The organism is Peribacillus sp. NPDC101481 (assembly GCF_044767165.1).
GTDB lineage: Bacteria > Bacillota > Bacilli > Bacillales > DSM-1321 > Peribacillus.
This window is the reverse complement of the sequence record NZ_JBIWNJ010000001.1, coordinates 1,793,675-1,819,346: the sequence shown is the minus strand read 5'-3', so window position 1 is coordinate 1,819,346 and position 25,672 is coordinate 1,793,675. Positions and strand designations below refer to the sequence as shown.

The following is a 25,672-nucleotide window of genomic DNA, read 5'->3' as shown; positions in this document are numbered from 1 at the left end:
AAACGATGAAATTGGCTACTTTTATTAAAGACGAACAGCAAAAACTGGCCGTTCAAGTTGAGGATCATTTAATAGATATCGAAGAAACGGCGAAGAGGAATGAATGGAACCAAATCGTGTCGGATGTGATGCAAGTGATAAACTTCAGCCAATCCGAACGGGACGAATTTGAAAATAAGGTCCATGAAGCTGTCAAAGAAGGAATGGCTGAAGTAATTGAAGAGAAAGGGCTCACATTCGGTCCCAGTGTAACAAAGCCGCATAAAATCATTTGTGTTGGGTTGAATTACAAAAGACATGCAGATGAAACCAATGCACCGTATCCTGAAGTGCCAATCTTATTTAACAAGTTTGATAATACATTAACGGGTCACGGATGTGAGATTGCCATACCAATCGTAACGAATGAACTGGACTATGAAGTGGAACTCGGAATCGTGATCGGCAAAAAGACAAAAAACGTTTCCGAAGAAGCAGCACTCTCCCATGTTTTCGGGTATTGTACGGTCAACGATTTGTCGGCAAGAGATCTGCAAATGAGGACGCCGCAATGGCTGCTTGGGAAAACCTGTGATGATTTCAGTCCTGTTGGCCCTTACCTGGTAACAGCGGACGAAGTGGGAAATCCAAACGACCTGCAATTGAAAACGTATGTTAATGAAGAACTAAGACAGAATTCCAATACATCAGATATGATCTTTTCATGTGCGGAAATCATCAGTTATATTTCCAAGCATATGACATTGGAACCGGGCGATCTTATATTGACAGGTACACCTGAAGGAGTCGTATTGGGTTTACCGGTCGAACAGCGTGTTTATATTCAGCCAGGGGATGTGGTCACCGTTGAAATCGAAAAACTGGGATCACTCACGAACACATTTGTCGCTGAAAGCGAAGAGGCTTTGACGAATGCTTAAAGGAATTCCGCCAATACTTTCTCCTGAATTGATGAAGATCATGATGGAGATGGGGCACGGTGATGAAATCGTACTTGCAGACGGGAATTATCCGGCTGCAAGTCATTCAAGCCGGATCATCAACGGCCATGGACATGGCGTGGCCGACTTCCTGCAAGCGATATTGGCATTCTTTCCACTCGATACGTATGTGACACATCCCGTCATATTGATGAATCCTGTGGAAGGCGATGAAAAAAGCCCTGCAATCTGGAAGAGTTATGAAGATATAATGAAAAAAACGAACGATATTCCTATCAAAATCGGAAAAATGGAACGAATGGACTTTTACGAACGAAGTAAAGCGGCCTATGCCATTATCGCAACTAGTGAACGAGCACAGTATGCAAATCTCATATTGAAAAAAGGTGTACTTTAATTTACTAAAAGGAGTGATTGCTTTGCAAAAGATTCCGAATATTATGTATGTTTATGCGGTTTTTGGCGGGTTGGCCGGACTATTATATGGTTTCGATTCCGGTGCCATTTCTCCAGCGATTCCATTCATCACCGAAGAGTTTGGACTAAGCCCATCGGGTCAAGGATTGATAGTAAGTTTCCTATTATTAGGGGCATTGCCTGCTATCGTCCTTTCCACTTCACTATCTAAGGTGCTTGGAAGGAAATCACTCCTGATTGGAGCGGGCATCACATTCATCGTCGGGTCGATAGGTTGTGCCTTCGCTACAAATGTAAGCGTTTTAATTGCATCGCGGTTCATCCTGGGAATCGGCTGCGGAATAGCCAATATGTGTTCACTTATTTATTTGGTGGAATTGGCTCCTCCTAAAATCAGGGGATTGATCGGCGCTTTATATCAACTAAGTGTAAACGTCGGGATATTGAGTGCTTACATAGTGGGGGCTTCCTTCTCCGCTAGCGGATCTTGGAGAATCATGCTCGGAATCGGGATCATTCCAGCAGCAATCTTCACATTTGGAATGCTTATCTCACCGGAAAGCCCACGGTGGCTCATGGCTGCAGGAAAGGTAGACCGTGCAAGGATGGTCTTGATGAAACTAAGGGGAACGAAGCAAGAAGTGGAAGATGAAATAAGTGATATCAATCATTCCCTTAAACAGCAGAGCGTAGGATTCAAACATTTAGTGCACCAATATAAAAAAATATTGAATATGAATTTCATCTTAACATTCTTCCAAGTCTTCACGGGAATCAATGCCGTTGTATACTTTGCCCCGATCATTTTCGAAGGGGTTGAAATCAACGGATGGAGCGGTTCCAATATAGCAAACTTCGGAATCGGGACGGCCTTGGTCGTTTCCACTGCCATCTCGTTGTTCATCGTTGATAAACTAGGCAGAAAAACGCTGCTAATCTACAGTATTGGCGGTCAGGTCCTGCCACTGATCGGATTGGCACTATTTTCGGATTATACGATCTTCAGCATGGTTTGTGTGTTCTTATATGTCTTCGCATTCGGAATCGGCCTTGGCCCTGTCTTCTGGCTATTCATACCGGAAGTGCTGCCATTGCAGGCAAGAGCGATCGGAATGGGAGTCATCACCTTTTTACAATACACATTGAACTTCCTTTTTTCATACACGTTCCCGCCACTGTTAAGTGTCATTGGCAATAACGTCTTTCTCATCTATGCGTTCTTATCAGTGGTAGCTTGCGTATTCATACACTATAAAACTCCTGAAACAAAAGGGAAATCATTGGAGGAAATTGAAGAATACTGGCGTGAACAAGATTTGGCAAAAGCGATTAAACCTGCTTGAGTCCGGCATTCGCAGTCGTGGTGAGTTGTGACTTCTGCAAAAAAAGGGATAAACATATAATTTGATATTGAAGATTGCAGAATAGTTTGATAGAATGAAATAAATGAAAAAGACTATGTGCAACTGGCGAAACACGGATAACCGTGAGGGAACACATAGTGTCGTAGCCGTTCGCCTGGGCAGAGGTAAGGGATTTTATCCCTTGCCTCTTTCTGTATATTAACAGATAGTGAAGGTTTAAAGTCAGTATTTTGAAATTTCAAAACTATCATATTCAAAAGAGGAGCAAACAAAATGAGCACAATTCTTTTAGAAAAAGTGAAAACGATCAAGGCGTTAAATAATATTGCCGAAAGCGGACTGAATGTATTCAACAAAGGGGATTTTACGGTTGATAATGACAGTGAAAACCCTGATGCAATCGTTCTTCGCAGCTTTAACATGCATACTATGGAATTCGGCGATCAGTTAAAGGCAATCGCAAGGGCAGGGGCTGGAGTCAATAATATTCCGGTCGACAAATGCACCGAGCAGGGAATTGTCGTTTTCAATACACCTGGGGCTAACGCAAACGCTGTAAAAGAAATGGTGCTGACGACATTAATGGCTTCATCTCGTAACCTTTTTGCCGGTGTGGCTTGGACAAAGACGCTTGAAGGCGAAGGAGAACAAATTCCGAAGCTTGTTGAAGCAGGAAAGAAACAATTCGTTGGTAAAGAAATCAAGGGAAAAACACTTGGCGTAATCGGTTTAGGAGCGATCGGTGCACTTGTAGCGAATGATGCGCTTGATTTGGACATGGATGTCATTGGCTTTGACCCGTTCATCTCTGTTGATACAGCTTGGAACTTGTCACGCAATGTACAGCGCGCCATGACGATTGAAGAATTGTTTGCAGAATCTGATTATATTACAGTACACGTTCCATTAACTGACGACACAAGAGGAATGTTCAACCAAGAAACATTCAGCATCATGAAGCCGGGCGTACATATCTTGAATTTCTCACGCGGCGAGCTAGTGAATGAAGATGATATGCAAGCTGCACTTGAAAGCGGAAAAGTAGGCAAGTTCATTACAGACTTCCCGAATGAAAACGTGTTGAAAATGAAAAATGTCGTTCCAATTCCGCATCTTGGTGCCTCTACGCTAGAGTCAGAGGAAAACTGTGCCATCATGGCAGCTCGTCAGTTGAAGAGCTTTTTAGAAACAGGGAATATCAAGAACTCTGTGAATTTCCCGAACACGTCCATTCCTTATACAGGAAACCGTCGTGTGGCAACTTTCCACGAAAACGTTCCGAACATGGTTGGGCAAATCACGCTGGCTGTATCTGGCTTTAATCTGAACATCGCTGACATGGTTAACAGAAGCCGTGGGGGATATGCATATACGATCATCGACATTGACGGTGAAGTAAACGGCGATATCATTCCTGGCTTGGAAGAAAAAATCAAACAAATCGAAGGCATCGTTACAACTCGTATTATCTAATTGGAAACGGAAGAAAGATGATTAATAGTGAAAGCCTCAATTCCTTTAAGGAGTTGAGGCTTTTTTAGGCTTTGTGTATTAAACTGAAAGTCTGTCAGGGTTTCACCTCCGTTTTTTCTTCATAATGTACAAACAACATTAAGTAGAGTGCGAATAGAAGATGCAAATAAAGCGGAATATCCTTATCGTTTTGAATGGCAACAAATACGTAGATTCCATATAGCAATATAGGAATGGTTAAAAGGATTCTGAGCTTAGTCATATGCCACCCTCCCATTTACCCTCAAATATTAATACATCAAGCATTTGAGCCACTTGAAAATCCTTTTCTGCTGTTGCGTTTATAAAACTTGTACAATTATTTTCCCTCAGAACATCTGCTAATAATTGTAAATCCATTGTCATTTTTGCTGGTTTCATTGATTCATCCTCCTAATTAACCGAATATTCAGTCACTTCTATTAATACAATAGTATGAAGTACTGAGAAAATGCTGTCAATCTATATTCCATCTGTACTCATTTTAAGTTAATGGATTCATAATTTATCTACCAAAATAACTATCTCTTATAAATATCTACTTAGTGAGATAGGCAAAACGGTACCCAATAGGGGAAGCATTGCGATCAGCTGAACGCCAGGGAGCAACTTGTTGCGAACCTAAATCAATGTAACCTTAAATTCTCAGCCAACCTTTCAGTTCAATATGACTTTTGTTAATTTCCTCTAAGTAAAAGAATCGTCCCTATGAAATACAGAGACGATTCCTAATGTGAAACACCATTTCTACACAGAATGGATTACCCTATACTGTTCTTCCTCAAAAATTCTGATGCTGATGAAGGATATTCGATGTTAAAAAAGCTCCAACAAGAGGTAATTGCCCGGAATAGGCATTACCGCTAACAGGATATTCATTCAGAGCTATATCAGTAGTGGCAATCCATGATCCAGACTCACCTGCTTGCAGAGAGGGAGGCTTCATAAGAAAACGTCCTTGAAGAATGAAATGTCGAATCCTAATCTGGAAATCATCCATTATGGTCAAGTTGCCAGAGAATGTGGCATAGGGTGAATCAAATGCGATTTGTTTGGTGCTTTCATTCCATAATCCATTAATCGGAATGGGTCTGCCACGAAAATTAACCGTACCAACCACCCTATTATTTGTAATAGAGTCAATGATGAGTGTGCCCCAAATAATCGTCCTGCCAGCTATTGAAGAGTGGATACCCCAAACAGATGGGAATGGAAAGCTAATTGAAGCAGTTCCCTGTGAAGTTACCAATGCTATGCCCTCCCTTGAAGGTTGTTTATGTTCTGAGGAAGATTCCTTGTTTAAAGCAGTATATGCAGCACGAGCAGAATAATTTAATAAACAAAGGTGAAGTACTGCATCCCCTGCCTGAAGTTGCATTCCTGATGAGTTAACAGTACTGCTGGAAAAAAGGAATGAACGGGTCAGAGGAAGGAATGGAGGGAAATGAGGTATTTACGGCGAAAGTAATCTATAGAAATGTGTTGAAAATAGGAAGAGCATCAAGGTAACCATGTAAACGGATTTAAACTGCTAATGAACCGTTGTTGAAGCCAAAAGCATTAAGAAAGCAGCACTCTTGAAAAAAGAAATCGTAATAGATCGTAAAAAACATGAAGGAGTGACGGATATGCACAAAAGAGATTGTTCCAAATTGAAGTGTCATTGTTTCATCGTACCAAACTATATTCTTGAGAATTTGGCACAAAATGAAGTGGAAGAAGCACGGATCAGTTTAGCGAAAAGCCGTCAAGTGCGCAGGCGCAGAATTATGAAAGAATACGATATTGACGGTGTTGTCGCTTTAACGGATGCAGGATCTGGTCGTCAAGGTGAATCTGCCCGCCATGTTTATGATTGCAGGGGGGGGACGAAACTCCGGGAGAATGAGGCAAGAAAAGAAGGAGATCGATCAAGTGCAGATCCTGTTGTTAACGCTGCATATGATTATAGCGGAGTTGTGCGTGATTATTTCAAGGATGTCTTACACCGTAATTCAATTGATAACCAAGGCCTTGATCTCATTCTGAACGTTCATTATGGGAATAAATTCACGAATGCTTATTGGGACGGAGATGAAATGGTATTTGGTGATGGCGATGGGGTCATTTTTAGCAATTTTGCCAATTCACTCGATGTAATAGGACATGAACTGACACATGGGGTTACGCAGTTCACAAGTGGATTGGAGTATGAAGGCCAGTCCGGGGCATTGAACGAACATCTTTCAGATGTGTTTGGAGTTGCCATAAAACAATTTCATTTAAAGCAAACAGCAGGTGATGCCGATTGGCTAATCGGAGCTGATATAATGGGACCAACACTGAAAGGGCAGGCCCTCCGTTCGATGAAAGCGCCAGGTACGGCATTTGACAATAAGTTAATGGGTAAAGATATTCAGCCTGATCATATGAAGAACTTCTATAAAGGAGAACGCGATAATCATGGTGTCCATATCAATAGCGGCATACCAAACAAGGCCTTTTATCTAGTATCGATGGAAATCGGAACAGACAAAGCGGCATTGATCTGGTTCAATGCGATGCAGAATCTATTTGCGACGGCGAATTTCAATCAATTCGTGCAAATTGTCATCAAGGCAGCGCAAAAACTTGTTGATAGCGGAGAAGTTACGAAAACAGCCATCAAGACAATTGAAAATGCTTTTAAAGCGGTTGGACTGCCTGAGTAGTCATATTCCATGAATAGGAGGCTCCATCTACCATGCATATCAAATTTAGCTGCATAGGGGGATTTGCCAACCTCGACTTGAATTTTCAGATCGATACAGAGAAATTGCCGAAAGAGAAAAATGAGGAATTGCAGAACTTAATGAAGACAGCTGACTTACCTAATGCTAGCCAAAGTATAATGTCAGGAGCTAAAGCGCAAGGGTTCGACGCATTTTCATACCAGCTGGATATAGCCGATGAAAAGAAGAAGCAGTCTTACTCATTCACTGACATAACAGCTCCAGAGGAAGTAAGACCCTTATTGGATTATCTACGGAATTTAGCAATTGAAATAAAGATGGCAGAATAACCAAGAAAAAAGTCTATCATCACGATAGACTTTTTTTGTGTTCTTAAAATTTCACAAAAATGTCATTTCATTTCACTTTTATATGAATTTTGGCTGTTTGTTCGCTAAATGGACACATATTAACAAGAAAATAGCAATTTAGAACAGCAGATTTTAAAAGGAAATTCGAAAGTATAGACCTTTAATGGGATTTTGTAAAGAGTCAGCCAATCAAACAGGCGATACATTCAAAAAAGGGAATCAATTTTGAAAGAGGTGAAATTAGCTGGATTTTACAAAAAAATCATAAAATAGGATAATAGTCGCATGGAGGTGAATGACATATCAAGAAATGAAAGTGACGATAGACGGAAATCAAAAAACCCCTAGGTGAGTACGTCCTGGAAGACATCACCTAAGGGCTTGCGAGCAGGAGTATACCTGCCTCTATATCCAGTATACTCCAAAAAATATGAATAGGGAAATGGGGAGTGAATGGAAGGATGATACGAAAAAACTATTTATTGAATAAGGAAACGGTGGGATTGATGGAGCGTTACGATTCCAATGGTGTGGAGATGTCCACGGTAGTGGAGGGAGAGAACACATTCCATGTTGCCCAATCGCGCCAGGAAATCCTGAATAACACGTTAAACTACTTTGGGTTGAATCTGGATGGCGGACTAGCAGCAGCCAAATCCGTGCTTGGCGGAAAATATAGGCTGCCAGTCTGCATAAACGCCCAGCAGGGAATGGTCTGGTTCTCCTCCCGCTCATTCCGGAAAAGAGGAGGAATCTGGTTTTCCTACATCCACATTCGTGACTTGGAGGAAATGAACGAAAAAGAAACGCTGGTCCACACAAGCTATGGACATTGCCTTCCTGTATCATTAAGCAAAAATCAGCTCGCCTTCAAAAGGGACCAAGCGTCCTATCTGCATACTACCTTCCATGAACGTTCATTGGGAAAAAAGACCTTTTATTACGAACCGGGAAGCGGAATCACCTTTTGCAAAGAACCCGGGGAGGCCCATTACAAGGTGAAAGGGAAGGAATAATAAGATGAGAGGAAGACCGCCGAATTGGCGGTCTTTTTTAGGATTAGATAAAGTGAGAGCGGGTTTTATTCAAGTAAACTCTAACTATAGAAATATAGTTATTGTAAAAAAAGAAATGATACATTATGATTAGTAAATAGTTAATATTTAGGAAAGGGAGTACGTATTTTGAAAAGATTATTTGCTATTTTACTATCTTTTGGTCTAGTATTGGGTCTCTCGTTTGGCGCGAATGATGTTGCCAGTGCGAAAACAAAGGTGAAGACGTATAAAAACTGTACAGCATTGAATAAAGACTACAAAGGAGGCGTAGCTCGTACATCTTCCGTTAAAAATAAAGGAGGAAAAACGAAATACAAACCTCACGTTTCAAAGGCGCTATATGATGCCAATAAAAAAAGCGATCGTGACAAAGATTTGATCGCTTGTGAAAAATAAGAATTATTCTGAGGGACCTTTTATAGGAAGGTCTCTTTAATTTGTAGATAAAAGGTGTTCCATCTGAATTATTAAACAAAGTTGATTGGAACGGAAGGTGAGAGACTCCTTCGGAAAGCGAGTGCCTGGAGAGGAAGGTTCATTTTTGTACAAAACTAAAAAAACGGAAGCTAAAGCCTATACAGGTCTTTAGCTTTTTTCTCGTGGGTTATCTTTCAAACCGTCCAAAATGTGTATTTTCCCGATTTATAAGTGCATCCCCAAGATTGATTCTGCTCATAAGTCTTTCATGGTCCGAAGGAAAACGTTCTTTAATGTTTGCAACTCCCTCTATTGTTGGGATATTACCATTAGGCATAGGACGTTCTTCTCTTTGAAATCCGGGGTTCAAACTATCATTAATCATTACGGGTCTGTCAATTGTATCGTTGTCATCATTATTAGTAGTGGGATTATTAGTTGGGTCTCTATCAAGGTTTTCGGCATTATTGAATGGATCATTGTTAGTATCTTGTGGCATATATTTCACTCCTTCACTATATATTATCCGCTGATAGCATTAATCTATTCGCACGCTGTACTTATCCTTTTTTATATAGTAACAACAATCCTGTATTTTCTAATCAGCAACAACTTGAATTTATCAACAAGTACGAAGGGTCAAAAAAAACTTCTAAATATTATGATTGACTTACATTTTAATTTGTCTTACAATTTCAATGTAAATAGTCAAAACATTCAATTAAATGGAAGGGGAGCTTTTTTAACATTTTTGATTCACTTCAACATGAAGCATGACAACATAAACAGCATCGTAAACTTTATGTCAGTTTCAGAAATGACATAAAGCTCTGTCATAATTTCAATAACTGTTTGTCCAGAGTTATCAAAGTATTAATGCTTTAGAAAAAATGAAAGCGAATACATACTCTTTGGGATGGAGTGAATAACATGAAAAATCAATCAAATCTTGCTGAATCCACTGTGATTGTTCCTGAGGTCGTAAGTAAGAAACCAAATTTCATCACGAAGTTTAAAACATCCTATGGTCCGGGGATCCTTGCCGTGTTGACGTGGCTTGGAGCCGGGGATCTGGTGACTTCTTCTGTTGCCGGGGCAGATTATGGATATAGTTTAATGTGGATTTTAGCACTGTCATTAATCCTTCGTTTTCTAATCGTTAATGTTATTGCCCGGTTCCAGCTTTGTAACACAGAGGGGTTAACCATACTTGAAGGATATGGACGTATCCACCCATTTTTCGGTTACTTCATGTTTGGTTATGCATTAATCATGGGTCATCTTTTTAATGCCTATATGATTAAGGGAGCGGGAGAGGTATTATCGACCCTATTCCAAGTTAATCAGCCATTCTTAGCTTCAATGGTAGTTGTAGGATTAGTTTTTATGCTTATTGGCAGGAATATTTATAATAGAATCGAAAGTGTAATGAAAGTGCTTTTGGCATTATTGACGATTGCTTTCTTGTTCCTCGCCATTCAGGCTACACCGGATGTGGGGCAAATCATTAAAGGAACAGTTGGGTTTAGCATTCCAAGTGATACTGGCGTTCATGGAGCATTATTGGTAGCAGTTTCAATTATCGGTGCAGTGGCAGGATCGATTTCGAACTTTGTTCATCCATATTTCATGAGGGAAAAGGGCTGGACGAAACCGAGTCATCTAAAGGTTCAAAGAAATGATTTGCTGTTTGCCATAGGAGTTTGCATTGTAATCAACTTGGCCATTTGGGTTGTTGGGGCAGAAATTTTAAAACCGAATGGAATTCATGTGGAAACGATTGATGACTTGGCAATGGCATTACAAATGTCGTTAGGAAAATTTGGCTGGTACATTTTCTATCTCGGTGTTTTTGGGGTATTATTCGCGAGTGTAGTAGGCAAGTCAACTGGTTTTCCAAGATTGATTGTAGATGCCTTTTACGTAATAAATAAGGATCGTCGTGAAAAGTACAATGGTAAATATGAAAAAGATCCAATGTATAAATGGGTTATGATTTTTGTATTGGTCACCCCAATCATTTGGTCCATTCCCGGCATGCCTGGTTTCATTGCATTGACAATTGGAGTTAATGCAATAAACATAATCGGTTTTCCGGTAATCGCAATTGGCATGCTGGTGCTATCAAATAAAAAAAGCTTGATGGGAAAATATAAAAACAATTGGTTCGAAAATATCATTCTATCCTTAGCTTCCGTTTTAGCGGTTTGGTCTGCCGTTCAATTAGCTACTACCTTTTTTTAAATAATGGTAGATTATAGATAGAGGCGTAAAACATAAAGGTTATGTCGACTTTTGATCCCGACGGGGTCCAACTTTATTGGAAGTGAGGTATCAGTGATGAAACCGAAAGTAATTGTTTATAAGAAAGTGGATCAGGAAGTGCTGCAATATATTCGAGAGACTTGTGATGTTGTTTATTTTGAAGGCCTTGACTCACGAAATCACTCTGAATTCCTACAAGAGCTGAAGAACGCACAAGGTATATTAGGGTCAGGATTAAAGGTGGATAAAGCTTTACTGGATCAAGCACCGCAATTAAAAATCGTCTGTAATTCATCGGTTGGATACGACAATTTGGATGTAACCGAGCTGTCCAATCGCGGAATCATGGCTACGAACACTCCCGAGGTATTGAATGAGACAGTCGCAGATACGATTATGGGCTTGATGCTGTCCACAGCAAGAAGAATGCCAGAGCTGGATCAAATGGTAAAGTCAGGGCAATGGACATCGAACATCGGAGAAAAATCGTTTGGGTTGGACGTGCATCATAAAGTATTAGGCATAATCGGCATGGGCGGAATAGGCTCTGCCGTTTCGAAAAGGGCTCGTTTTGGATTCGATATGAACATCTTATATCACAACAGATCCAGAAATGAAGAAGCGGAACAAAAGTATGGAGCTACATACTGTTCTCTGGAAGATCTGTTAAAGCAATCTGATTTTGTCTGCTTGATGACACCGCTAACTCCACAAACTGAAAAAATGATGGGAGAAAAAGAATTCAAGCTCATGAAAGGGTCCGCGATCTTCATCAATTGTTCAAGAGGGAAAACGGTGGATGAAGAAGCCTTGATCACTGCGCTTAAGACTGGTGAAATTCATGCGGCAGGACTGGATGTCTTTGTACAGGAGCCCGTCAAGGAGGACAATCCTCTGCTTTCCATGAAGAATGTCGTCACTTTGCCTCATATCGGTTCCGCAACATATGAAACCCGCAAGAAAATGGCGATGCTGGCAGCAACCAACCTTGTAGCAGGATTACAGGGAGAAACTCCGCCTACCTTGATCAAATCTGGGGTAAAGGTAAAGTGATTTTTTAGACTTCATCTATAAATTAAGCTGGATAGCCTTATTTGGGGCTATCCATTTTTTTGATCTCGCATTATTCAATATTTTTACTTATTCTGCAAAACAAAAAAGCCCTCACTATAAAGGAGGGCTTTTATATGTAATTCAACTACTTCAGCCATTCCATCAATCAATCTTAATTACGGCTCAGCCCTGAAAAACCTGGGTTTGTCATCTCGTAAGGATAACTTGTAATCGGAAGGTTTTCAACTGCATGCAATGTTTGGATACCTTACTATGCATGCACTGGTACTTGTTATATCTTTCTCAATACGTACGGTATGATTTATATGGATATAGTTTATGCTACGTCTGATTGTTTAATGGAATCAACGTAATGGTTTGCTTTCTTCTGGTCAAATTCTCCTTCCCACTTCGACATGACAATCGCCGCCAATGAGTTCCCCACGACATTAACCGCTGATCTTCCCATATCCAAAATTCGATCGATACCGGCAATGAACGCAACACCTTCCACCGGCAGTCCCATCGAACCAAGAGTTGTTAAAACAACAACAAATGACGCCCCCGGAACGCCAGCCATTCCTTTTGACGTTAACATCAATACTAGTAACAAAGTAATCTGTTGTGTAATGGATAGATCAATTCCATACATTTGTGCTACGAAAAGTGAAGCAAGTGCTTGGTAAATCGATGAGCCATCTAGATTAAACGTATAGCCTGTTGGAATAACAAAAGAAGTAATGGATTTCGGGCAGCCAAACTTCTCCATTTTATCCATAAGCCTTGGTAATACCGACTCTGAACTTGCTGTTGTAAAGGCCAAAATCAGTTCATCCTTTAACACTTTCAGGATAACAAAAATGCTTGTCCCAGACATTTTCGCTATAATTCCAAGAATGACGAACACGAAGAATACCATCGTCACATAAACAGCAACTACCAGGTTCCCTAAAGGAATTAATGTTGCGATACCAAATTTTGCAACGGTTACACCAATGAGTGCAAACACACCAAAAGGGGCAAATTTCATGACTAGATTCGTCACCCAAAACATAACTTCCAACACACCTTCAAAGAATCCAAGAATAGGCTTTCCTTTTTCGCCTATCGCAGCCACACCTAAGCCGAATAAAACAGAAAAGAAGATAATCGGTAATAAATCCGCTTGAGCCATTGATTCAAATACATTTTGAGGAACAATATGAGAAATTGTTTCACCAAAGCCACTGCTTCCAGCCGTCTTTGTTGTTTCTTCATATTTTGAAATATCACTTTTTTCAAGACTGCTTGTATCTAAGCCAGCCCCCGGATGGAACAAGTTTGCCGCCAGTAATCCAAGAACAATGGCAATTGTAGTGACAATCTCGAAATAAAGAAGGGTCTTCCCGCCTAATTTCCCTAGTTTTTTAATATCGCCGACTCCCGCTATTGAGACCACTAATGCAGCCATGACGATCGGGATGACAATCATTTTAATTAAATGAATGAAAATATCGCCGATAGGTACCATAATGGCCATGGCTGCTTCATTACCATGGAATAAAGCACCGACAACGATACCTAGTACAAGTGCAATGAAAATTTGAGTAGCTAAGCCAAACTTTTTCATTTAAATCCCCCTTTTATTTTGTTAACGCTTTCAATTTTTAGATTATTTTAAGTTTATGATCATCCTACCGGAACCTACTGAAACCTACTGATATTTACAAGTGATAGAAAAAATAAAAATTTCAGTTAAAAGCCCTCTCTCTTTTTAATCATTTCATGTGTTATGTTTTTATAAAGTGACTGGGGAGGGACCGTGTTGAAAAAGAGTATAAGGATATTATTATTGATTATGATTGCGGTGCCTCTTGCGGGTGAATTCAAGTTTTATCCATTCGACGGTACATTCAGAGTCAGTTTGGGAACTCCCGTCTTTTTCTTGTTTTTGCTATGGGGGAGGGGGATCCACCCGATTATTGCAGGTATTTTAACGGGGATGAGTGTGTTTGTTTTTCGTTTTTCAATGGCTGTCGGAATACGGGACATATCTGTTGAGGAAGCGATGTATCTTCATTTTCCCGCCTTTTTCTATTATTTCATCTACGCGTTCGCATTTCATAAGACTAAATTGAACGAACGCCACGATCAGCCTTTAATGGTCGGGCTTTTAGGGGTATTGATCGAGCTTTTTGCAAGTGTATCGGAAATGGCGATCCGTTCCTTCTTGGCGAATCAGGACACACCCTTGCTAGCCATTGACCAACTCGTTTTAATCGCCTTTATTCGAAGCTTTTTCGTCCTCGGCTTTTTTAATATATTAAAGCTGAGAGAAGCAAAGTTAGCAGAAGCGGAACAGCGCATGCAAAAGGAACAAATGCTGCTTTTCATTTCAAGTTTGTATGAAGAATCGGTTCAACTGAAGAAAACGATGCAAAATGCGGAAGAAATCACACGCACTTGTTATGACTTTTACCGTCGGTTAAAATCAGAGGGTAATAATGGAAGCGATCCGCAAACTGCGTTGCAGATTGCAGGTCTCGTGCATGAGATCAAAAAAGATAACCAGCGGATTTATGCGGGGCTGTCGGAACTCATGTCTTCCGAAAACCTGCAGGAATATATGAATATCGAAGAGCTTGGTAACATCATGATCGTGTCCAATAGACGATATGCAGAGTCCCTTCGCAAAGATATTTCATTTTCCTTGCATATAGATGGTGACCATCCGCCCTACCATGTATATATGGTATTATCATTAATAAATAATTTATTGGCCAATGCAGTGGAAGCCATTAAAGAAGAGGGATACGTATCTCTGCATGTGAAAAGGAAAGATCAATTCGTGGAGTTTTACATCAGTGACAATGGCCCCGGCATTGCACCGAAGCAGAAGGAAGTCATTTTTACAGCAGGATATACAAAGAAATTCGATGCGGCGGGAAACCCTTCGACGGGAATCGGTTTATCATATGTGAAACAAACTGTTGAAAAATTTGGAGGACATATCAGGCTAATGGATAACTATAAAGAAACCGTATTCATCGTTGGACTTCCGATTGATGCGATTATGGAGAAAGGGTTAACGAGATGAATTATTTCATTATAGATGACGATCCTGCCATTCGAGGAATGCTGACAGAGATGATTGAAGATGAAGATTTAGGCAAAGTGGTGGGAGAAGCGGAAGACGGATCGATAGTGAATAATGGCTTGCTGTTTTTAAAGAAAGCAGACGTTGTCTTAATTGATTTGCTCATGCCAATAAGGGACGGAATTGAAACGATCAGGGCTCTTGCTGATGGATTTCAAGGAAAGTTCGTGATGATTTCGCAAGTGGAATCGAAGGAACTGATTGGAGAGGCATATAGATTAGGGGCGGAATACTACATTACAAAACCGCTGAACCAAGTTGAAATTTCATGCATATTAAACAAAGTGAACGAGCGAATACTGGTGGATCAATCGATCCAGGGCATTCAAAAATCGTTGAACGTGTTTACGGGACGCCCGAAGTCTTCGAAAAAAGTGTCCTCCTTTCATACAAAAAATATCATGGAAGCCGGACGTTCCTTAATTTCTGATTTAGGTATGATTGGCGAAGGGGGAAGCGAGGATTTACTAAACATTTTAGGGTTCCTCCAAAATGAAAAGCAAAGGCTCGGTCCAGCCTATACGTTTCCATATTTAAAGGAAATTTTTGCTGGGATTGCTGCTGAAAAGCTGGGAAATCAAGCGAAAGAGGCCGAAATCCAGAAAGAAATGAAAGCCTCTGAGCAGCGTGTCCGCCGTGCTCTTAATCAGGCCCTCATCCATATCGCTTCATTAGGATTGACGGATTATATGAATCCAAAATTCGAAGCCTATTCATCCACATTTTTTGATTTCTCGGAAGTCCGCAAAAAAATGCTGGAGCTAGAAGACAAAAGCAAAAAAGTAAGCAGCCAGAGCCGTAATAACATGAAAAAGTTTATCCAAGTGCTGTTTATGGAAGCAAGACAGATGATGAAATAATAAACCGGAAACACAAGTTGAATAGATCGAAAATTCACAAAAACATTTTCGTATTATTCAATTGAAGAAACAAAAAGACAAATCCGTTTATATGGATTTGTCTTTTTGTTTCTTCGCATTTTTATAAACAGTACGACTTTCTTTCAAATCTACAGAAAAAAGATAAAAAAGTTCATTCGTTTTCTAATAGTTGATTAATTCCATCGCTCTAACTTTGGGATGCCTCTAGTGAAAAACTTAGCAATAAATTTAGGCATTTTCATATTTTCCATCATATGATTTTGAACAAATTTTTGCATTTCTATCGCAGTAATATTTTGAGTGAAGTCACCATTTATATAACAATGACTGCAATATTTAGTACTTTTACTACCGTCTTTTTCAGTTCCTCCACCTAATTCATCCTTAGATAGCGGCATTCCACAACTTTGACATGCTTTATATTTTTTCATTATAAATTCTCCTGCAAAAAGTTTTATTCTAAACATTATCTAACAAACAATATTAAGTCAAGACAATATCACATGTCATCGTTACAACGAATCAACCGTTAATGTGAGTGTTGCAGCAAAAACAGGACTAGGCTTTCGAGGTGAAAATAGTCATAAAAAAATAACCAGTCAAGCTACTTGCTCAAATGGTTACTGACTTTAAATGTTAAATTAGAGTTTAAAATGACGATTCATTATGGCAACTGTTATGAAATATACATTGATATAATTCAGTAGTTATGATAAATTAGTATAGAAACACATTTAATTATATACGAAAACAGTTTACCCCTTACTATAAGTATAAGGTAAAACTCACCTCTAGTCAACCCCTAATTTCTCATTTTTTAAAGGAGTGTCTGTTATGACCAATGAAATTCGGCAGGAGCAAGAACGTTTGGATGAGGTGATAGAAACAATCACGAAACAAATCAGCAAAATAGAAGGAGAGACTTCACAGCGCAGAAAAGAAGTTGTTAATATCCGTAAACATTTCTGGGATGACCTCAAGGTTAATATCGATACTTTCGATGATTACCTCGAGACGATCATTGGCTTAAGGCAGCAGGCTCAAGACTTGTCACAAAGCGAAGGCGCACATAGATATTCCTTCAAGAGGTTGTCAACACTGCGCCGCATGCAGGAAGTGCCTTATTTCGGTCGGATCGATGTCACTGAAGAAGGGTCATCCCTTACGGAACAAATTTATATTGGGACCTCCACTCTTACTGATACAACAGGAGAAAACTTCATTATCTACGATTGGAGGGCTCCGATTTCGAGTGTTTATTATGACTATCCTCCTGGTCCCGTAGAATACTCCACTCCCGGTGGCATAATTCGGGGGATGCTGGAGAACAAGTGGCAATACATGATCAAGGGAGGCGTTATCGAATCAATGTTCGATACGAGTCTCACCATTGGAGATGAGATACTGCAGCAGGTGCTTGGCAAGGGAACGGATAAGCATATGCACAGTATTGTTGCCACCATTCAACGGGAGCAAAATAGGATCATCCGGAACGATCGCGGACGTCTGCTCATTGTTCAAGGTGCAGCTGGCAGCGGCAAGACATCAGCTGCCCTTCAACGGATCGCTTACCTGCTCTACAAGAATCGAGAAAGGCTGAAAGCGGATCAAATCATTCTATTCTCTCCTAACTCAATGTTTAATAACTACGTATCCAATGTGTTGCCCGAACTTGGCGAAGAGAATATGCAGCAGGTAACATTCCAGGAATACCTGGATCATCGTCTGACTGACTCGTTTCAAGTTGAGGATCCTTATGAGCAATTAGAATTTTTGTTGACTGCAGCGGATGATCCTTCCTATAGCACTAGGACAGCGAGTATCCAATTTAAGGCATCGATTCGCTTCTTTGAAATCATCAAAACATACAGACAATCATTGGAGCAATCTGGAATGATCTTTAGAGGGGTAAAGTTCCGAGGGGAAACGCTCGTCTCGGCCAAACAAATCTCAGATAGATTTTATAACACAGACACCACACTAAGGTTTCACAATAGGATTGAAAAGTTGAAAGAGTGGTTATGTGAGATGCTTGATGAAACGGAAAAGTCCGAGTTGGAAAAACCATGGGTCCAGGAGGAAATCGAGTATCTTAGCAAAGAGGACTATCAAAAGGTATACACCTACTTAGAGAAAAAACGCGGCCTTAATGAAGATTCCTTTGACGATTATGAGATAGAAAATAAAATGCTTGCGCGAATGATTGTTCGAAAGAAATTGAAGACGTTGCGCAAACGGATAAAAGCACTTCATTTTATCAATATTAAGGGAATATACAAGCAACTTTTTGACGAACAAATAATGATCGAACTGTGGAATGAAGGTGAAACACCTGCCGAAAAGGAAATTTGCTTATCAACGCATAAAATGCTGGACGAAGGTAAACTGTATTACGAAGACGCGACTCCGTTTTTGCTGCTGAAGGAGTTAATACAAGGATTTCAGACGAATACCGCTATAAAATACGTGCTTGTCGACGAAGCACAAGATTATTCCCCGTTTCAATTCGAGTTTTTGAAACGGTTGTTTCCTTCAGCAAGGATGACCGTGCTCGGTGACTTTAACCAAGCAATATTTGCTCATGCCAGCGAACGGGTGGATTTCCAGACTCTTACCAGTTTATACGGGATAGATGAAACCGAGAGTATAACCTTGGATCAAAGCTACAGATCCACAAAGCAGATTATAGAATTCACACGTGAACTAGTTCCTGAAGGCCATCGAATTAAGGCATTCGAACGTGAAGGCGAGAAGCCTGTGCTGACTCAAGTGTCCAGCCGTGATGAATTGCACCGTAAAATTCTGTCTAAAGTTAAAGACTTTCAAAGCCGCGAGTACAATACAATCGCAATAATCTGTAAATCTGCTGCCGAAAGTGCCGCTGCATACGATGCCCTTAGTGTACACGGTGAAATTAAACTCGTTCAGAAAGGCACAAATGAATATGAACAGGGTGTTGTTGTTATTCCGGCTTATTTGGCCAAGGGTATCGAATTTGATGCTGTCATCATTTATGATGCATCCATGCAAACATATGGCGATGAGAGCCTGCGTAGATTGTTCTATACCGCATGCACCAGGGCAATGCATGACTTACAAATATATACTGTTGGCGAACCAAGTCCTTTCTTGCACGATGCAACGAAGAGCTTACTTCTGACTTTGGAATAACAAAGTGGAACTTTTCAGGTTTATCTGAATGGATTAAGTATTAGTGGTGCTTCCTTTTTTCTCCTTTAATTTTATTATTCTTTTATCAAATACTATAAAAGAATCTTTAGAAAAGGAGGAGATGAATTGAATAACGAGAAAGAACAGGTGGAAACGGGAGGAAGCCAGGCGACTGGTGAATCAACAACTCAATCAGTTAATGATGGTCATTATCATTATCCAGGGCCTATGGAAGAAGGCTATAGCGGAAATACAGGAAGAGCAGTACAGCCTGCCGGGAAAAAAGATCCTGACGTTCCTCAAAACAAAGACACATTTAATTACACTCGTAATTTAAAGTAGCTCCGTCCCACATTGTAGGTGTTTAAGGACATTACATGATAGGATTTCATGGATATACAAATTCCATATTAGAAATATGGAAAACAGATTTTGAAACCTGTGTAGAATTTAGTTCTATGCAGGTTTTTTATTGGGGTAATTTTTATAAGTTCCTGATTGCAGGAAGACATTCACAGAAAGAAACCACCTCGTTTTTAATTTATAACAGTCGGACATAATATACTTGGAGGTGAAGGAAATGAGTAAAAAGACAGGAAGAGGTCGCATCGCACCAAGTGTTAACCCGCAGGGACATGGAAAAGATGTGGAATTCTCCACCGAGCCTAAAAGCGATCTTGAAAACAAGGCAAAAAAGTCCAATACAAAATAAGCGTATTGGTCAAAATTATGGTCATACTTTATAAAGAATGCCCTTCTCTTAATGGAGAGGGGCTTTTAAAAAGCCGACTTATAGACTTCTACATAACTGTGACAGGGAAGTACTTGCTCTCTTGGCTTAACCCTTATTCACTAAGGGGCCTTTGCCGCTAAAAAAGGCAACGACCAAATTAAATGTGATAAGGTGAATCGTATCACAATTGATGTAAGGGTGAATTTACTTTAAGTATGAATAAATTGATAAAAAAGTATTAAAAAGCATTTAACACCGTTCTAATATAAAAGAACGGTGTTAAAACGATTTAGGAATTAACATAGATTTATGTGCAAGAATTAAGAGGTTTAACTCATTATAATTCTAACCTTAAACATATTTTCCCAAAACCATTTGTTATTAATGGATAATGGCCGTTCATAAGTATCTTCAAAGTAATTAAAGAAATCAGAACTACATTTTTCATCTAAGAACCATTTTAGTTCTTCTAAGGCATAAATACATTTTTTAATTTTTGGATGAGAATCGTTAGGTTCGATAACCCCATCATCAAAATTGATTATTAAATAATCCTCTGCTTCCAATTCTTGAGCTCTTGGGAAATCATCTTGACTAACCCAATATCTCATTTCTCCAATATAGTATTTATTACAATAAATAGAGCTTATAACTATATTATCAAGTGATGTGAATAAATCTTTTACATTTTCAATTAATACGTCAAAAGTCTTCCTATCATTAGAACCCTGCAAAAGAATTTCTGCAACTTTTTTAGAATCTTTAGCTGCCTTTAGTTCTTCTATTTTTTTCTTTAATTCACGAATTTCAGTTTCTTGCTCAATGTTATTTTCAGTGATTTCACGCATTTCTTGTTGCGTTTTTTCATATTCATGTTTATCTATATGCTCGTCTTCATTAAACTTACATAACTCTGGCATATCTTTGATAAAACTTATTGCCTTCGCTCTTAACAATCCTGTACCAATATCACCTAGAATATTCATTTCTTTAAAGTCGTCAGCTATATCAAATAAGGACTCTTCATCCTTTAATTTAATAAATTGAGTTACACCCTTTAGAGGAGTGGAGTCAAGCTCGTCATAATCTAATGGTGGTATAAGGATGGGATATATTCTTTTACCTAAGGCCCATGCAGCACCTAGTTCACTAAGACAAAATGGGCTTTTTAAATAATTCGGCGTAAGAAAATAAAGTACAACTTCTGTATCTTCAATATGTTCTTTAATGTCATTTATGAAATTATTCCCAGTACGTATACGCTTTGTACCTTTAAGAGAAGTACAATATATTTGTGAACGATCTATTTTAAAAGCAATATTAATAAAATCTACGAAACGATCGACTAAATCTTTATCCGCAACTGCATGGCTTAAAAATATTAAATTTTTCATCCTTATTTCTCTCCATCCTTATTTATCTTTATGTGTCCAAAAAACTTCTCAGTCAAAGTAAAAGTATAGAAACAAGGATACCTTTTATTTCAACATGAATATATTACCATATATTTAATAATATATATACTAGATTAAAGGTTATTGGAAGGGCTACCGTAATTTAATTGTAATTTTTTGTGATTCTTATTTTGGTATAGGATATATTTGCTATAATTAGGAGTAAGATTCTTTAACATTTTGATAATAAAGAAGGTGTACTATGTATAGTTCAATCCGTTGTGAAGATAAAAAAAGTTTAGTTCTATTTATTCACGGTTTTACTGGGGCAGAGGAAACGTGGATTAATGATAATGGAAACTCTTTTGCAGAATTACTTATGAAAGAAAAGGATATTGAAAAAAACTATGACTTTGCACAAATTGTTTATTATTCTAAATTACTAGACTTTCCAAAAGTAAATGCTACCAAAAAGTTAGTAAGTAGTATTTTTGGTGTCAAGGATACAAAACCTGTGAAAAGGAATATAACTATTCCTAAGATCGGAAGCTTAGTACGTTCGGCTATTCGATATAACTGTGAATCTTATGAAAATATAATTATTGTTGCACATAGCATGGGCGGATTGGTTGCAAAATCTGTCATATTAGATGAACTTGAGACAGAAATGGGGGAAAAGTTCAAATTATTCATTTCACTGGCAGTTCCTCATAGTGGTAGTAATTTTGCAACAATCGCTAAATCCTTGGTAAGAAATGAACAAATACTTGACTTAAACCCCTTAAGTGAAAATGTAAGTCGATTACAAGATGAATGGGTGAAATTTAAAGACAAAATACCCAAATGTTTATACTTATATGGTGAATATGACACAATCGTTCCAAAAACAAGTGCAGTTCCAGTAAACGTAGAGGGTTTAAGTGTTGTTCCTTGTGATGATGACCATACTTCCATTACTAAGCCAAAATCATTGGATACAATTAGTTTATTGGCGGTTAAAAGTGAACTAACAAAACTTATCTCAAATAATAAAATCTCAACAAATATGGAGATTAAAGAATTTGATGATAAGGGGCAATTAGAGGATGAAATCTTTGTTTTAAAATTACTAATGGCAGATGTGCACAATGTTTTGATTTATGATGCTAAGCAGACTTTCTTCAATGCTGAATATATGAGAAAAGCTTTAGTCTCACAATCAATACATCTGAAGGAATTAGAGAGTTTATATGCAAAAATCAGAAATCTATATGCAATAGTATTTGGTAAATTGTTATCAGGAGAAATCAAGTCAAGTAATGAATTAGTAACTATGGTACATGAACATATCAGAAGAGAAGATATAGCAACACTAAAAAGTACATTGCCAGCAATTAGTTACTATCAAAAAATCGGTATGCTTCACCAATTGGCAAATAACTTTGAGAAAGAAATTTGGTGGGCTATTAATAATAGACCAAAAGACATTGAGGATTTTAGATTAAATAGGGATAAGGAGATTGGTTTATGAGTAAACTGCCTTTTATTATCCCAGAACATGAATTCAATTTCCGCAGCTCAATGGTTTTAATTATTTTAATGAATTTATCTACAACAAAGACCGGTAAACTTCATTTAACAATTGATAGGATAAATATCTATAGATTTTTGTTAAATCATCCCAAGTACCTAAGGGAGCTTTTACAAAAGGAAAAAGGCAAAGAGTTAGTACTCCATGATAATGAGTTAAATAACATACAAGACCTCTTTCCAAACTATAGCTTTCATACAAGGCATAAGGAATTAAAAAGTTTATTGATTATGTTATCAAACTTAAAATTTGTATCTGTAACTATTGAGAAGGATATTTATTTTTCAATTACAACAGAAGGAACAAATATAATAAAAGAAGTTGAGTCTGAATTTATAAAAAGATCCAGTGATTTTTGTATTGCAATGAAATCAATACAGTCTTTATCTACAAATCAATTATATTTAAAAGTTCAAAGTATTATTAAAGGTGGGATGAATACATGAGCAGTGTTTCTCCAAAATTAATAGTAGAAAAACTCGTGTTAGTAGGAATAGAAAAAAATTATGTCGTTGATTTTCATAGTGGCTTAAATATTGTTTATGGTGATTCAGATACAGGGAAATCAAGTATTTTAAATTTAATTGATTATCTACTTGGTGCCAAGAAAGTATATTTATACGAAGAGATAGAAAAGAAAGGTAAATATGCTCTATTACAAGTTAGATTAAATGAAATTATCTATTCTATAAAAAGGGATATTTATAAACCAGAAGATTTTATTGAAGTGTATAAATCGGACATTAAATCTATGGAAACAGTATTCCCCAAATTGTATTCACCTAATTATAAGAAGGAAGGGCCTTCAGGTTACTTTAGTGATTTTTTATTGCAAAGCTTAAATATCCCGCTAATTAAAGTAAAAAAGGCACCTACTAAGAGCAATTCAGATTTAGTTAGAATGAGCTTTAGAGATATTTTTAAATATTGTTACCTAGACCAAGATGATATTGGGAGTAGACAATTATTAGATGCAACTAACGGTGCAGTAGCAGTCAAGAATAGACTGGCCTTCCAATTTATATATAACTTATCGGATGAAGCAATTAGTAAATTGGAACAAGAAATACAAAATAAGATTGAACAAAAAAAAGGATTACAAAAACAGTATGAAATTATTTCTTCATTTTTAAGAGATGCACAATTTCAAACTATGGATGAATTAGAAAACCACTTAGAAGAAGTAAAACAAAAATTTGAAGACATAGCTAAAGAAATTAAGAAATTAGATTCTAAATTGAAAGCGGACACCGTCCAACTTGATGTTTACAGAAATGAAATAATAAGCTTAGAGCATGGCTTAAGAGTTATTGACAATGATATGCAATTTACAAAAGTAATTTTAGAACAGAATGTTAGTTTGAAGAAAGATTATGAACGCGATTTAGAAAAGTTAAAATTATCACTTCAAATGGCTGAAAAGTTACCAGTTCATTTGCCAAAAGAGATGGAATGCCCTCTATGTTCAAGCGTCGTTATAGTAGAGGATTTAAATGATGAAAATTCAGTTATTGGAAAAACAGAAATTAAAGCTGAAATAAAAAGTCTAAACAACCGTGTTAAAGATCTTCAGAGCCTAATCGAACAGGATAAAGAAAAGCTATTCAAATTTGAAAAAGAACAATATCAAATAAATGAGAGTCTAGACAAACTACAATCAAAATTGGATAAAGAAATGAATAATTACATTTCTCCATTTTTGACTCAACGTGACTTATGGATAACAGAGCAATCCAACCTAGCTGAAAGTAAAAAGAGTTTTAATTACCATTTGAAAGTTAGGAGACAATTAAATGAGTTTGAAGCTTCATCAGAGCTATTAACTTCCCAAATATCAGAGTTAAATGGGAAGTTAGAAGTATTAAAAAATGATATACCTTCTATAGATGGTATACTCTCATCTTTAGGTGACTACCTCGCAAGTTATCTAAAATATGTACCTATTAAAAATCCTTCTAGGATATCAATCAGTCCGACAACTTATTTACCAATTGTCCGAGGGAAAAATTATATAGAATTAACTTCGGGTGGATTAAGAACTATTGTTTCGGTAGGGTTTTTGTTAAGTATGCTAAAATACTCACTTTTAAAAACTACCAACATGCCATCGTTTTTAATGATAGATACATTGGGTAAATATTTAGGTAAAGTAAAAGTAGAGGAAAAGGAAGATGAGGAATCTGAAGAACTAAATGACCCAAGGAAATATAGTAATATGTATCACTATCTGTTAGATCTTACAGGTAAAAATGAAGAAGTTCAGATTATAGTTGTAGATAATGAAATTCCTTTAGATATGTATGATAAATTAAATGATAAGGTAGTCAAGCGGTTTGGGAGAATGAAAGTTAGTGGAACTGAAATTGGATTTATTGACGATATTGATAACTAAACTATAATACAGTAACGGAATTAAAAAAATATTTATAGATGGGATAGTATCTACGCACTTAAACTGATATATATATATGGAAAAAAGGGAAGTACAGAGTTCACTTGTGCTTCCTTTTTATGTAGGGAACATAGTTTTCAAACATAAATTAAAAATGAGGCACAGTTCAAATATCAATATGGTTGAACATGAGAAACTGAGAAACTTCGCGCCGTCATGGGCAGAGTGGTTTAGGTTAGTTAATAAGCATTTGAATAGTTCTACAATTCCAATGGTTATAACTCTGCCTGGGACAGCTAGGTGTAAT

At 37.9% G+C, this 25,672-nt stretch carries 25 protein-coding genes and 1 riboswitch; of the genes, 18 read left to right on the top strand and 7 right to left on the bottom strand.

Translation table 11 applies throughout. The features are described 5' to 3' along the window. The first annotated feature begins 5 nt into the window (after nucleotides 1–5). The 4 genes from ACIROD_RS08765 to ACIROD_RS08750 all read left to right on the top strand — a co-directional run bounded on the left by ACIROD_RS08765 (nucleotide 6) and on the right by ACIROD_RS08750 (nucleotide 4,195). A complete protein-coding gene (locus tag ACIROD_RS08765; RefSeq protein WP_402939647.1) occupies nucleotides 6–920 on the top strand; it encodes a fumarylacetoacetate hydrolase family protein in 915 nt (304 codons plus the stop codon). Beyond that, on the top strand, nucleotides 913–1,338 hold the full coding sequence (locus ACIROD_RS08760) for an RbsD/FucU family protein (RefSeq protein WP_402939644.1): 426 nt from the start codon (nucleotides 913–915) through the stop codon (nucleotides 1,336–1,338). Before ACIROD_RS08765 ends, ACIROD_RS08760 begins: the two co-directional genes overlap by 8 nt. Before the next feature lie 22 nt (nucleotides 1,339–1,360). Continuing rightward, the gene (locus ACIROD_RS08755; protein WP_402939641.1) at nucleotides 1,361–2,701 is read left to right on the top strand and encodes a sugar porter family MFS transporter; all 1,341 of its coding nucleotides are present in this window, start codon (nucleotides 1,361–1,363) and stop codon (nucleotides 2,699–2,701) included. 109 nt (nucleotides 2,702–2,810) lie between these two features. After that, nucleotides 2,811–2,889: riboswitch (ZMP/ZTP riboswitch) on the top strand. A 106-nt stretch (nucleotides 2,890–2,995) separates the two neighbouring features. Beyond that, the gene (locus ACIROD_RS08750) at nucleotides 2,996–4,195 is read left to right on the top strand and encodes a phosphoglycerate dehydrogenase (RefSeq protein WP_101223279.1); all 1,200 of its coding nucleotides are present in this window, start codon (nucleotides 2,996–2,998) and stop codon (nucleotides 4,193–4,195) included. Nucleotides 4,196–4,289: 94 nt separating this feature from the next. On the opposite strand, the gene ACIROD_RS08745 is transcribed toward ACIROD_RS08750, so the two are convergent. The 3 genes from ACIROD_RS08745 to ACIROD_RS08735 form a co-directional block, all read right to left on the bottom strand. Then, nucleotides 4,290–4,457, bottom strand: coding sequence for a hypothetical protein (locus tag ACIROD_RS08745; protein WP_170971670.1), 168 nt, complete (start codon nucleotides 4,455–4,457; stop codon nucleotides 4,290–4,292). Next, nucleotides 4,454–4,615 (bottom strand): hypothetical protein, encoded by a 162-nt coding sequence (locus ACIROD_RS08740; RefSeq protein WP_230178127.1) that lies wholly within the window; start codon nucleotides 4,613–4,615, stop codon nucleotides 4,454–4,456. Before ACIROD_RS08740 ends, ACIROD_RS08745 begins: the two co-directional genes overlap by 4 nt. Before the next feature lie 400 nt (nucleotides 4,616–5,015). Then, nucleotides 5,016–5,483, bottom strand: coding sequence for a hypothetical protein (locus ACIROD_RS08735; RefSeq protein ID WP_402939638.1), 468 nt, complete (start codon nucleotides 5,481–5,483; stop codon nucleotides 5,016–5,018). A 379-nt stretch (nucleotides 5,484–5,862) separates the two neighbouring features. Between ACIROD_RS08735 and ACIROD_RS08730 the strand changes: the two genes are divergently transcribed. From ACIROD_RS08730 to ACIROD_RS08715, 4 genes are all read left to right on the top strand, one after another. Beyond that, on the top strand, nucleotides 5,863–6,924 hold the full coding sequence (locus ACIROD_RS08730) for a M4 family metallopeptidase (RefSeq protein ID WP_260358564.1): 1,062 nt from the start codon (nucleotides 5,863–5,865) through the stop codon (nucleotides 6,922–6,924). A 32-nt stretch (nucleotides 6,925–6,956) separates the two neighbouring features. Continuing rightward, a complete protein-coding gene (locus tag ACIROD_RS08725) occupies nucleotides 6,957–7,274 on the top strand; it encodes a protealysin inhibitor emfourin (protein ID WP_101223277.1) in 318 nt (105 codons plus the stop codon). Nucleotides 7,275–7,756: 482 nt separating this feature from the next. Continuing rightward, nucleotides 7,757–8,311 (top strand): competence protein ComK, encoded by a 555-nt coding sequence (locus ACIROD_RS08720; RefSeq protein ID WP_101223276.1) that lies wholly within the window; start codon nucleotides 7,757–7,759, stop codon nucleotides 8,309–8,311. Between the two features lie 168 nt (nucleotides 8,312–8,479). Further along, nucleotides 8,480–8,749, top strand: a complete 270-nt coding sequence (locus tag ACIROD_RS08715; protein WP_101223275.1) for an excalibur calcium-binding domain-containing protein — start codon at nucleotides 8,480–8,482, stop codon at nucleotides 8,747–8,749. Between the two features lie 208 nt (nucleotides 8,750–8,957). Here the strand turns inward: ACIROD_RS08715 and ACIROD_RS08710 are convergent, their stop codons facing one another. Then, on the bottom strand, nucleotides 8,958–9,269 hold the full coding sequence (locus tag ACIROD_RS08710; protein ID WP_402939634.1) for a hypothetical protein: 312 nt from the start codon (nucleotides 9,267–9,269) through the stop codon (nucleotides 8,958–8,960). Nucleotides 9,270–9,700: 431 nt separating this feature from the next. On the opposite strand from ACIROD_RS08710, the gene ACIROD_RS08705 reads away from it, so the two are divergent. Then, entirely contained in the window at nucleotides 9,701–11,014 is a 1,314-nt protein-coding gene (locus ACIROD_RS08705; RefSeq protein WP_230178131.1) for an Nramp family divalent metal transporter, read from the top strand. A 96-nt stretch (nucleotides 11,015–11,110) separates the two neighbouring features. Next, complete coding sequence (locus ACIROD_RS08700) at nucleotides 11,111–12,088, top strand: 2-hydroxyacid dehydrogenase (protein ID WP_230178132.1); 978 nt, start codon at nucleotides 11,111–11,113, stop codon at nucleotides 12,086–12,088. Between the two features lie 337 nt (nucleotides 12,089–12,425). Here the strand turns inward: ACIROD_RS08700 and ACIROD_RS08695 are convergent, their stop codons facing one another. Beyond that, entirely contained in the window at nucleotides 12,426–13,697 is a 1,272-nt protein-coding gene (locus tag ACIROD_RS08695; RefSeq protein WP_230178133.1) for a cation:dicarboxylate symporter family transporter, read from the bottom strand. Nucleotides 13,698–13,892: 195 nt separating this feature from the next. Between ACIROD_RS08695 and ACIROD_RS08690 the strand changes: the two genes are divergently transcribed. Together ACIROD_RS08690 and ACIROD_RS08685 are read left to right on the top strand one after the other, a co-directional pair. Beyond that, on the top strand, nucleotides 13,893–15,164 hold the full coding sequence (locus ACIROD_RS08690; RefSeq protein WP_402939629.1) for an ATP-binding protein: 1,272 nt from the start codon (nucleotides 13,893–13,895) through the stop codon (nucleotides 15,162–15,164). Further along, on the top strand, nucleotides 15,161–16,084 hold the full coding sequence (locus tag ACIROD_RS08685) for a response regulator (protein ID WP_402939626.1): 924 nt from the start codon (nucleotides 15,161–15,163) through the stop codon (nucleotides 16,082–16,084). The genes ACIROD_RS08690 and ACIROD_RS08685 overlap by 4 nt, the downstream gene beginning before the upstream one ends. 194 nt (nucleotides 16,085–16,278) lie before the next feature. Here the strand turns inward: ACIROD_RS08685 and ACIROD_RS08680 are convergent, their stop codons facing one another. Beyond that, nucleotides 16,279–16,536, bottom strand: a complete 258-nt coding sequence (locus ACIROD_RS08680; protein ID WP_230178137.1) for a zinc ribbon domain-containing protein — start codon at nucleotides 16,534–16,536, stop codon at nucleotides 16,279–16,281. A 403-nt stretch (nucleotides 16,537–16,939) separates the two neighbouring features. On the opposite strand from ACIROD_RS08680, the gene helD reads away from it, so the two are divergent. The 3 genes from helD (at nucleotide 16,940) to sspL (ending at nucleotide 19,988) form a co-directional block, all read left to right on the top strand. Beyond that, nucleotides 16,940–19,276, top strand: a complete 2,337-nt coding sequence (gene helD / locus ACIROD_RS08675) for an RNA polymerase recycling motor HelD (RefSeq protein ID WP_402939623.1) — start codon at nucleotides 16,940–16,942, stop codon at nucleotides 19,274–19,276. 126 nt (nucleotides 19,277–19,402) lie between these two features. Beyond that, nucleotides 19,403–19,618: a hypothetical protein gene (locus ACIROD_RS08670; protein ID WP_402939620.1), complete on the top strand. Its 216-nt coding sequence runs from the start codon at nucleotides 19,403–19,405 to the stop codon at nucleotides 19,616–19,618. A 238-nt stretch (nucleotides 19,619–19,856) separates the two neighbouring features. Further along, a complete protein-coding gene (gene sspL / locus ACIROD_RS08665) occupies nucleotides 19,857–19,988 on the top strand; it encodes a small, acid-soluble spore protein L (protein ID WP_034304091.1) in 132 nt (43 codons plus the stop codon). A gap of 350 nt (nucleotides 19,989–20,338) precedes the next feature. Here the strand turns inward: sspL and ACIROD_RS08660 are convergent, their stop codons facing one another. After that, a complete protein-coding gene (locus ACIROD_RS08660; RefSeq protein ID WP_402939617.1) occupies nucleotides 20,339–21,403 on the bottom strand; it encodes a TIR domain-containing protein in 1,065 nt (354 codons plus the stop codon). Between the two features lie 262 nt (nucleotides 21,404–21,665). Here ACIROD_RS08660 and ACIROD_RS08655 point away from each other — a divergent pair, with 262 nt between their 5' ends. The 3 genes from ACIROD_RS08655 to ACIROD_RS08645 are packed head-to-tail and all read left to right on the top strand — an operon-like array spanning nucleotide 21,666 to nucleotide 25,365. Beyond that, nucleotides 21,666–22,913 (top strand): ABC-three component system protein, encoded by a 1,248-nt coding sequence (locus ACIROD_RS08655; RefSeq protein ID WP_402939614.1) that lies wholly within the window; start codon nucleotides 21,666–21,668, stop codon nucleotides 22,911–22,913. After that, complete coding sequence (locus ACIROD_RS08650; RefSeq protein ID WP_402939611.1) at nucleotides 22,910–23,419, top strand: ABC-three component system middle component 4; 510 nt, start codon at nucleotides 22,910–22,912, stop codon at nucleotides 23,417–23,419. The genes ACIROD_RS08655 and ACIROD_RS08650 overlap by 4 nt, the downstream gene beginning before the upstream one ends. Continuing rightward, nucleotides 23,416–25,365: an AAA family ATPase gene (locus ACIROD_RS08645; RefSeq protein ID WP_402939609.1), complete on the top strand. Its 1,950-nt coding sequence runs from the start codon at nucleotides 23,416–23,418 to the stop codon at nucleotides 25,363–25,365. Before ACIROD_RS08650 ends, ACIROD_RS08645 begins: the two co-directional genes overlap by 4 nt. Nucleotides 25,366–25,672: the final 307 nt, after the last annotated feature.